This is a genomic window from Streptomyces sp. YS-3, assembly GCF_045257485.1.
Classification (GTDB): Bacteria; Actinomycetota; Actinomycetes; order Streptomycetales; family Streptomycetaceae; genus Streptomyces.
The window spans coordinates 1-8,751 of record NZ_JBJHPC010000305.1; the positions used below are offsets into that span (position 1 = coordinate 1).

8 protein-coding genes, 4 tRNA genes and 1 pseudogene are annotated in these 8,751 nt (G+C 71.7%); 7 read left to right on the forward strand and 6 right to left on the reverse strand.

What is annotated here, in order from left to right; genetic code table 11:
- From ACJA3G_RS22850 to hrpA, 3 genes are all read right to left on the reverse strand, one after another.
- A partial coding sequence (locus ACJA3G_RS22850) for a DUF6274 family protein (RefSeq protein WP_406554903.1) occupies positions 1–172 on the reverse strand: 172 nt, incomplete at its 3' end.
- Positions 173–360: 188 nt separating this feature from the next.
- Positions 361–435: transfer RNA gene (locus ACJA3G_RS22855), tRNA-Asp, on the reverse strand.
- Between the two features lie 93 nt (positions 436–528).
- On the reverse strand, positions 529–4,449 hold the full coding sequence (hrpA, locus tag ACJA3G_RS22860) for an ATP-dependent RNA helicase HrpA (RefSeq protein ID WP_406554897.1): 3,921 nt from the start codon (positions 4,447–4,449) through the stop codon (positions 529–531).
- 82 nt (positions 4,450–4,531) lie between these two features.
- Between hrpA and ACJA3G_RS22865 the strand changes: the two genes are divergently transcribed.
- The 3 genes from ACJA3G_RS22865 (at position 4,532) to ACJA3G_RS22875 (ending at position 6,604) form a co-directional block, all read left to right on the forward strand.
- Positions 4,532–4,897 (forward strand): hypothetical protein, encoded by a 366-nt coding sequence (locus ACJA3G_RS22865; RefSeq protein WP_406554898.1) that lies wholly within the window; start codon positions 4,532–4,534, stop codon positions 4,895–4,897.
- An 82-nt stretch (positions 4,898–4,979) separates the two neighbouring features.
- On the forward strand, positions 4,980–5,774 hold the full coding sequence (locus tag ACJA3G_RS22870; RefSeq protein ID WP_406554899.1) for a DsbA family protein: 795 nt from the start codon (positions 4,980–4,982) through the stop codon (positions 5,772–5,774).
- Positions 5,771–6,604: a cytochrome c biogenesis CcdA family protein gene (locus tag ACJA3G_RS22875; RefSeq protein WP_406554900.1), complete on the forward strand. Its 834-nt coding sequence runs from the start codon at positions 5,771–5,773 to the stop codon at positions 6,602–6,604. The genes ACJA3G_RS22870 and ACJA3G_RS22875 overlap by 4 nt, the downstream gene beginning before the upstream one ends.
- 39 nt (positions 6,605–6,643) lie before the next feature.
- Here ACJA3G_RS22875 and ACJA3G_RS22880 read toward each other — a convergent pair.
- From ACJA3G_RS22880 to ACJA3G_RS22890, 3 genes are all read right to left on the reverse strand, one after another.
- Positions 6,644–6,720, reverse strand: a tRNA-Phe gene (locus ACJA3G_RS22880).
- A 24-nt stretch (positions 6,721–6,744) separates the two neighbouring features.
- Positions 6,745–6,819, reverse strand: a tRNA-Asp gene (locus ACJA3G_RS22885).
- Positions 6,820–6,858: 39 nt separating this feature from the next.
- Positions 6,859–6,931, reverse strand: a tRNA-Glu gene (locus tag ACJA3G_RS22890).
- Between the two features lie 189 nt (positions 6,932–7,120).
- On the opposite strand from ACJA3G_RS22890, the gene ACJA3G_RS22895 reads away from it, so the two are divergent.
- From ACJA3G_RS22895 to ACJA3G_RS22910, 4 genes and pseudogenes are all read left to right on the forward strand, one after another.
- The gene (locus ACJA3G_RS22895; protein ID WP_358836015.1) at positions 7,121–7,471 is read left to right on the forward strand and encodes a metallopeptidase family protein; all 351 of its coding nucleotides are present in this window, start codon (positions 7,121–7,123) and stop codon (positions 7,469–7,471) included.
- A complete protein-coding gene (locus tag ACJA3G_RS22900) occupies positions 7,468–7,971 on the forward strand; it encodes a fluoride efflux transporter FluC (RefSeq protein WP_406554901.1) in 504 nt (167 codons plus the stop codon). The genes ACJA3G_RS22895 and ACJA3G_RS22900 overlap by 4 nt, the downstream gene beginning before the upstream one ends.
- Entirely contained in the window at positions 7,968–8,330 is a 363-nt protein-coding gene (locus tag ACJA3G_RS22905; RefSeq protein ID WP_406554902.1) for a fluoride efflux transporter FluC, read from the forward strand. Before ACJA3G_RS22900 ends, ACJA3G_RS22905 begins: the two co-directional genes overlap by 4 nt.
- Positions 8,331–8,493: 163 nt before the next feature.
- A pseudogene (locus ACJA3G_RS22910) lies at positions 8,494–8,751 on the forward strand (hypothetical protein); the annotation flags it as partial.

Genomic DNA, 8,751 nt, shown 5'->3' on the forward strand with positions numbered 1-8,751 from the left:
GCGCGTCGGGGAGGGCGAGGAAGGGGTCGGGCTCGGTGGACGGCTCCATGGCGAGCCGCAGGAGGCGCGAACAGACCGGGCAGTGAGGGGTGACGTGCCGGTAGCCGCTCGCGGCCGACAGGTGGGCGCGGAGCAGCGCCCGAGTCTCGTGCCTCGCGGACGACGCCTTCATGCGCCACCTCCGGAGTGGGGCCCGCTGTGCCTCCTCCTTGGGTACCGGCGCCGGATGAGCGCGTCAAGACGGCTGGAAACGCCAAGTGGGCCCGAATCCCCAGGGATCCGGGCCCACTTGTCACCGAGTCGGCGCCGCAACAGCACCGAAGCCCGCGTCCACGAGGGAGGCGGGCTTCGATTTCACTGCGGTCCTGACGGGATTTGAACCCGCGGCCTCCACCTTGACAGGGTGGCGAGCACTCCAAACTGCTCCACAGGACCAGGTTTCGCAGCCTGTGCTTGCTCCTTGGCTGCGAGAGAGACTCTACAGCAGGTCAGCTGGTCAGGTCGAACTCACTCAGGGCGACGGGGCCGTCACGGCGCCGCCGCGTCGATCGCCTTCACGATCCGCTTGTCCGAGACCGGGAACGCGGTGCCCAGGGCGTGCGCGAAGTAGCTCACCCGCAGCTCCTCGATCATCCAGCGGATGTCCAGGACCTCCTGCGGCACCGGCCGCCCCTGGGGCATCTGCTCCAGGAGCCACGCGTACTCGTCCTGCATCTCGTGGACCTTCTCCATGCGCGTGGTGTCGCGCTGCACCGACGTCGGCATCTGCTGGAGCCGCCGGTCCACCGCCACCAGATAGCGCATCAGGTCCGGCAGCCGGCGCAGCCCCGTCAGGGTCACGAAACCGGCCGGCATGAGGGCCGCCAGCTGCTCCCGTACGTCCTGGAGGTTGTTGATCAGGACCAGGCTGTTGGTGGCCTTCAGACGGCGCTCACAGGCCTGCCAGGCGGCCAGGATCTGCTGGACCTGTCCGACGGTCCGTACGGTCGCGTCGACGAGGTCCGCGCGCACCTTGTCGAACAGCTTGCGGAAGGACTCCTCGTCCCACGCCGGGCCCCCGTGGTCCGCGATCAGCTTGTCGGCGGCGGCCGTGGCGCAGTCCTCGAAGAGCGCCTGCACCGAGCCGTGCGGATTGCGGGACAGGGCGAGCTTCTGCTGGTTCGTCAGCTTGTCCGAGGCGAACTTCGCCGGGTTCACCGGGATGTTCAGCAGGATCAGCTTCCGGGTGCCGCGCCACATCGCCTGCCGCTGCTCGGCCTCGGTGTCGAAGAGCCGTACGGAGACGGTCTCGCCGGAGTCGACGAGCGCGGGATACGCCTTCACCGGCTGTCCCGCGCGCTTGGTCTCGAAGACCTTCGTCAGGGTGCCGATCGTCCAGTCGGTCAGGCCCGTGCGCTCGATGGAGACCCCGCCCGAGGGGACCGCCGCCGCGGCGGCCTGGGAGAGCGCCTGGCGGGCCTTGGGGCGCAACCGGAGCTTGAGCGCTTCGAGGTCCTTGTCCTCGGCCAGCTTGCGGCGCCGCTCGTCGACGATCCGGAACGTGATCTTCAGGTGGTCCGGGACGCGCGTCAGGTCGAAGTCCTCGGCCGTGACCGGCACCCCCACCATCCGCTGGAGCTCGCGCGCCAGCGTCACCGGCAGCGGCTCCTGCAACGGCACCGCCCGCTCCAGGAACTTCGTCGCGAAGTTGGGCGCGGGCACGTAGTGGCGCCGGATCGGCTTGGGCAGCGAGCGGATCAGCTCCGTCACCACCTCCTCGCGCAGGCCCGGGATCTGCCAGTCGAAGCCCTCGTCGGTGACCTGGTTGAGGACCTGGAGCGGGATGTGGACGGTGACGCCGTCCGCGTCCGCGCCCGGCTCGAACTGGTAGGTGACCTTGAACTTCAGCCGGCCCTGGCGCCAGTTGTCCGGATAGTCGTCCTTGGTGACGGCGAGCGCCGACTCCCGGATGAGCATCTCCCGCTCGAAGTCCAGGAACTCCGGCTCTTCGTGGCGTTTGTGCTTCCACCAGGAGTCGAAGTGCGCGCCGGACACCACGTGTTCGGGCACCCGCTGGTCGTAGAAGTCGAAGAGCGTCTCGTCGTCGACCAGGATGTCGCGGCGCCGCGCGCGGTGCTCCAGCTCCTCGACCTCGGTCAGCAGCTTGCGGTTGTCGGCGAAGAACTTGTGGTGGGTGCGCCAGTCGCCCTCGACCAGCGCGTTGCGGATGAACAGCTCGCGCGAGGCCTCCGCGTCGATGCGGCCGTAGTTCACCTTGCGGTTGGCGACGATCGGCACGCCGTACAGCGTGACCCTCTCGTACGCCATCACCGCGGCCTGGTCCTTCTCCCAGTGCGGTTCGCTGTAGGTGCGCTTGACCAGGTGCTGGGCGAGCGGCTCGATCCACTCGGGCTCGATCTTCGCGTTCACCCGCGCCCACAGCCGCGAGGTCTCCACGAGCTCGGCCGACATGAGGACCTTGGGCTGCTTCTTGAAGAGCGCCGAGCCGGGGAAGATCGCGAACTTGGCGCTGCGGGCGCCCAGGTACTCGTTCTTGTCGGTGTCCTTCAGCCCGATGTGGGAGAGGAGCCCGGCCAGCAGCGACACATGGACGCTCTGCTCGGGGGCGTCCTCCTCGTTGAGGTGGATGCCCATGGTCTTGGCGACCGTGCGCAGCTGGGAGTAGATGTCCTGCCACTCCCGGATGCGCAGGAAGTTCAGGTACTCCTGCTTGCACATCCGGCGGAAGCTGGAGGAGCCGCGCTCCTTCTGCTGCTCGCGGACGTACCGCCACAGGTTGAGGAAGGCGAGGAAGTCGCTGGTCTCGTCCTTGAAGCGGGCGTGCTGCTGGTCGGCCTGCTGCTGCTTGTCGGAGGGGCGCTCGCGCGGGTCCTGGATGGAGAGCGCGGCGGCGATGACCATGACTTCGCGGACACAGCCGTTCTTGTCGGCCTCCAGGACCATCCGGGCGAGCCGCGGGTCGACCGGCAGCTGCGCGAGCTTGCGGCCCATCGGGGTGAGCCGCTTGCGGGGGTCCTTCTCCGCCGGGTCCAGCGCGTGCAGCTCCTGGAGGAGCTGGACGCCGTCGCGGATGTTGCGGTGGTCCGGCGGGTCGATGAAGGGGAACTTCTCGATGTCGCCGAGCCCGGCCGCGGTCATCTGGAGGATGACGGACGCCAGGTTGGTACGGAGGATCTCCGCGTCGGTGAACTCGGGCCGGGAGAGGAAGTCGTCCTCGGAGTAGAGCCGGATGCAGACGCCGTCGCTGGTACGGCCGCAGCGGCCCTTGCGCTGGTTGGCGCTGGCCTGCGAGATCGCCTCGATCGGCAGCCGCTGCACCTTGGTGCGGTGGCTGTAGCGGGAGATACGGGCGGTGCCGGGGTCGATGACGTACTTGATGCCCGGCACGGTCAGGGAGGTCTCGGCGACGTTGGTCGCGAGCACGACCCTGCGGCCGGTGTGCTGCTGGAAGACGCGGTGCTGCTCGGCGTGGCTGAGGCGCGCGTACAGCGGCAGCACCTCGGTGGACCGGAGGTTCTTCTTGTTCAGGGCGTCGGCCGTGTCGCGGATCTCGCGCTCGCCGGAGAGGAAGACCAGGATGTCGCCGGGGCCCTCCGCCTGGAGCTCGTCGACGGCGTCGCAGATCGCGGTGATCTGGTCGCGGTCGACGTCCTCGGAATCCTCTTCCAGCAGGGGGCGGTAGCGCACCTCCACCGGATACGTCCGCCCGCTGACCTCGACGATCGGCGCGCTTCCGAAGTGCCGCGAGAAGCGCTCGGGGTCGATGGTCGCCGAGGTGATCACGACCTTGAGGTCGGGGCGCCTGGGCAGCAGCTGGGCCAGATAGCCCAGCAGGAAGTCGATGTTCAGGGACCGCTCGTGGGCCTCGTCGATGATGATCGTGTCGTAGGCGCGCAGCTCGCGGTCGGTCTGGATCTCGGCGAGCAGGATGCCGTCCGTCATCAGCTTCACGAAGGTGGCGTCCTGGTCGACCTGGTCGGTGAACCGCACCTTCCAGCCGACCGCCTCGCCGAGCGGGGTCTTCAGCTCGTCCGCGATGCGGTCGGCGACCGTACGGGCCGCGATCCGGCGGGGCTGGGTGTGCCCGATCATCCCGCGCACGCCCCGGCCCAGCTCCATACAGATCTTGGGGATCTGGGTGGTCTTGCCGGAGCCGGTCTCACCCGCGACGATCACGACCTGGTGGTCCCGTATCGCCTCCAGGATGACGTCCTTCTTCTGGCTGACCGGGAGCTGTTCCGGGTACGTGACCTCGGGTACGCGGGAGGCCCGCCGGGCGACGCGCTCGGCGGACCTGGCGGCCTCGGCGGCGATCTCGTCGAGCACGGCCTGCCGGGCCTCGGGCTTCTTGATGCGCCGGGCACCGTCCAGACGGCGGCCGAGCCGATGGGCGTCACGCAGCGAGATCTCGCCCAGCAGGGTCTGGAGATCGGCAAAGGAAGTAGACATACCTGCTTCAGGATCTCACCCGCCGCGCGGCGGTGGCGAACGCATTTCGGAAGGGGCACGCCGCACCCGTACCATTTCGGGCATGCCCCGCACCGCAGCCCCGCACCGCCGCCTCGCGGCCGTGCTGCTGATGGTGCTCGGCGTGGCGACGGTGCTGCTGTGCGGACCGTCGCCGGCGGCGGCCTCCCCGGACGACGCGCCGGGTACCCGGATCTCCGCCTCCCTCGACCATCCGCCCGGCTGTGAGCAGGGCGGCAAGCAGGACCGGGGCGGCGATCCCGCCGCGCCGGTGCGCGTCCGTACCGCCTACGACCAGGCCCCGGCCCTGGGGGAGCGGCTCGCCCCGGCGGCCCTTGCCGCCCGGGCCGCGCAGCACCGCGACCCGCCGGTGCGCGGCCCCACGCTCACCGCGCCCACACCCGTCGAGCTCTCCGTACTGAGGGTCTAGACGGCCGGTCCACCGACCGGCCGTCCCTTTCCCCTTTCCTTCTCCGCCGCCTTCGCGCGGCGGTACGTACACGGAGACCCGTATGTCCAAGCCCCAGGGCACCCCTGCGTCCACGTCCAAGCCCGGGCCCGCGTCCCGGCCGAAGTCCAGGAAGCCCTGGCTGATCGGCGCGGCCGTCGTCGCCGCGGCGGCCCTGCTCGGGATCGCCTCGTACGGGGCGAGCTCGTCCGGCGGCGGAGGGAAGGACTCCGGCGCCGAGGCCGTCGAGCCGCCCGCCGGGACCTTCCCGGAGCTGGAGAAGCTGGCCCGGCGCGACGGCGGGGACGCGCTGGCCCAGGGCCGCCCGGACGCACCCGTCGTGATGATCGAGTACGCCGACTTCAAGTGCTCGTACTGCGGCAAGTTCGCCCGCGACACCGAACCCGCGCTGGTGCGGAAGTACGTCGACGCCGGGACCCTGCGCATCGAGTGGCGCAACATGCCGATCTTCGGCGCGGAGTCGGAGGCGGCGGCGCGGGCGGCCTGGGCGGCCGGGCGGCAGGGCCGGTTCTGGCAGTTCCACACGGCCGCCTACGCCCACGGCTCCAAGGAGAAGGGCTTCGGCGAGGACCGGCTGCGCGAGCTGGCGAAGGAGGCGGGCGTGGGCGACCTCGACCGCTTCGCCCGGGACGCGGACAGCGACGCGGCGAAGGCCTCGGTGAAGAAGGACCAGGAAGAGGCGTACGGACTCGGCGCGAGCTCCACCCCGTCCTTCGTGATCAACGGACGCCCGCTGGCCGGCGCCCAGCCGCTGGACACCTTCGCGCGGGCCGTCGACGAGGCGGCGGCCTACCGCGCGGCGAAGACCGCCGCCGGTGCGAAGGGCACCGGAAAGTGACCGCGGACATCGGCTATCTGGCCGCGTTCCTGGGTGGGCTGCTCGCGCTGCTCAGCCCGTGCAGCGCGCTGCTGCTGCCGGCCTTCTTCGCGTACTCGATCGACTCCGCCTCCCGGCTGCTGGCCCGCACCGGCCTCTTCTACGCGGGCCTGGCCACCACCCTGGTCCCGCTGGGGGCGGCGGGCTCGTACGCGGGCCGCCTCTTCTACGGCCACCGCGACCAGCTGGTCCTCTTCGGCGGCTGGCTGATCATCGCGCTCGGCGCCGCCCAGATCCTCGGCATGGGCTTCGCCAGCCGGCGGATGACCGAGCTGTCCGGCCGCATCCGCCCGACCACGGCCGCCTCCGTCTACGCCCTGGGCGCGGTCTACGGCCTGGCGGGCTTCTGCGCCGGGCCCATCCTCGGCAGCGTCCTCACCGTGGCGGCGGTCAGCGGCAGCCCGGCCTACGGGGGGCTGCTGCTCGCGGTGTACGCGCTGGGCATGGCGGCCCCGCTGTTCCTGCTGGCGCTGCTGTGGGAGCGCTTCGGGCTGGGCCGCCGCCGCTGGCTGCGTGGCCGGGCGGTGCGGCTCGGCCGCTTCGAGCTGCACACCACCTCGCTGCTCTCGGGCCTGTTCTTCATGGTCCTGGGCGGCCTGTTCCTGGCGTTCGACGGGGCCACGGCGCTGCCCGGGCTGCTGGACGTCGACGACTCGTACGCGGCCGAGCAGTGGGCCCGCTCGGTCGGCGACGCCGTTCCGGACTGGGCGCTGCTGCTCACCGTGGTGGCGGTGGCCGCGCTGGTCCTCGCCGTACGGGGCCTGCGGGCGCGGACGCGCGAGCGGGAGTGAGAACCAAGAAGGCCCCGTCCAGGGGACGGGGCCTTCCGATGGTGGCTGGGGCCGGGGTCGAACCGGCGACCTATCGCTTTTCAGGCGATCGCTCGTACCAACTGAGCTACCCAGCCACGGTGTTTCACGTGAAACACCAGCGGTCCTGACGGGATTTGAACCCGCGGCCTCCACCTTGACAGGGTGGCGAGCACTCCAAACTGCTCCACAGGACCAAGCTATGTGCGAGCACTAGTCTCGCACACGGTAAAGCGTGCCCCCAACGGGATTCGAACCCGTGCTACCGCCTTGAAAGGGCGGCGTCCTGGGCCACTAGACGATGAGGGCTAAGGGCCCACCTGGGCGCTTCGCAGCGCGTCGGGGACGTGAGAAGCATATGGGATGGGAGGAGCTATCGCCAAAACGGTTTCCCGGGGGCCCGTCGGGACCCCTCCGGAGGCCGCCGGGGCGGGGCGGGGCCAGGTCCGGGGCCGCCCGGCCGGGGCGCCCGGGCGCCCCATGCGTGACAATGGCCGCGTGCTGGAGATGACGCGCGAGGAGTTCGAGGAACTGGTCGCGGAGGCGCTGGACCGCATCCCGCCCGAGCTGACACGGCTGATGGACAACGTCGCCGTGTTCGTCGAGGACGAGCCCGCCACCGACGACCCCGAGCTGCTCGGGCTCTACGAGGGGACTCCGCTCACCGACCGCGGCGAGTGGTACGCCGGGGTGCTCCCGGACCGGATCACCATCTACCGGGGCCCCACCCTGCGGATGTGCGAGTCCCGGGAGGACGTGGTCGCCGAGACCGAGGTGACCGTCGTCCACGAGATCGCCCACCACTTCGGCATCGACGACGAGCGGCTGCACGCGCTGGGCTACGGGTGAGCACGCCCGAACGGCCGGAGGCGATCGACCCGGACGTCGACCTCCACGTTCCGGCCCAGCGTGCCGAGACCGCCGGCGGGGCGAAGTGGCCGGTGCTCGCGGTGATCTCGGCGGGCGGGGCGCTGGGGGCGAGCGCCCGGTACGGCCTCGCGCAGGCCTGGCCGGTCCACGGCGGCGGCTTCCCCTGGCCGACGCTGCTGATCAACGTCCTGGGCTGTGCCCTCATCGGCGTCCTGATGCCGCTGATCAGCGAGGGCGGGCGCGGCGCCCACCCCCTGGTGCGGCCGTTCCTCGGGGTCGGGGTGCTCGGCGGCTTCACCACCTTCTCGACCTACGCCGTGGAGGTCGCGCGGCTGCTCGCCCGGCAGCAGCCGGGCCTGGCGATGGCCTACGCCGCCGGGACGCTCCTCGGGGCGCTCGGCGCGGTGGGCCTGGCGGCCGAGGCGACCCGGCGGGCGCTGGCCGCGCGGGCCGGGGCGGGGCGGGCGGTGCGGACGTGACGTGGCTTCTGGTGGTCGTGGGCGCGGCCGTCGGCGCGCCGCTGCGGTACCTGACCGACCGCGCGGTGCAGGCGCGCCACGACTCGGTGTTCCCCTGGGGCACGTTCGTGGTCAACGCGGCCGGGAGCCTGCTGCTCGGCGCCCTCGCCGGCGCGACCGCCTCCTCCGGTACGTACGCGCTGCTCGGCACCGGGCTGTGCGGCGCGCTCACCACGTACTCGACGTTCTCCTACGAGACGCTCCGACTGGCCGAGCGGGGCTGGAAGTTCCTCGCCGCCGCCAACGTGGCCGCGTCGGTGCTGGTGGGGCTCGGCGCGGTCTTTCTCGGGGCGGGGCTCGCCGGCGGCACCCCGGCCTGACGCGACCGGGTCCGCCCCGACCTGATCGGGTGGGACCGGATTCGCCACCGGAGGACCACCCGTCGGAATCCCGTTCGTACCGGCGGCGCCCCGGGCGTGTCCCCGGCGGGGGAAAGGGAGTTGGTCAGGGTGACCCTGCCCCGCCGCGCTCCGGAGGCCGCCCGTGCGCCAGTTGTCCGCCCCCACCCGTCTGGCCGTGACCGCACTGGTGGTCGCGGCGTCGGCGGGCTGCATGAGTGTGAGGGACGACGGGAAGGCGCCCAAGCCGTCGGTCTCGGTCGGGCGCGAAGGGGCGGCGGCCGAACCGGAGGGGGTCGCCGCGGTCTCCGCCGGTGCGGGCAGGGCGCGCTCCGGCAAGCACGGCGCCAAGGCGTCCCCGGGCGCGTCGTCGGCCGCGAGCCCGAGCGGTTCGGCGCCCGGC

What these genes read in the sequence shown, in the direction of transcription:
- hrpA (WP_406554897.1), bottom strand. Translation starts at nt 4,449, where the DNA reads ATGTCTACTTCCTTTGCCGATCTCCAGACCCTGCTGGGCGAGATCTCG.
- ACJA3G_RS22865 (WP_406554898.1), top strand. Translation starts at nt 4,532, where the DNA reads ATGCCCCGCACCGCAGCCCCGCACCGCCGCCTCGCGGCCGTGCTGCTG.
- ACJA3G_RS22870 (WP_406554899.1), top strand. Translation starts at nt 4,980, where the DNA reads ATGTCCAAGCCCCAGGGCACCCCTGCGTCCACGTCCAAGCCCGGGCCC.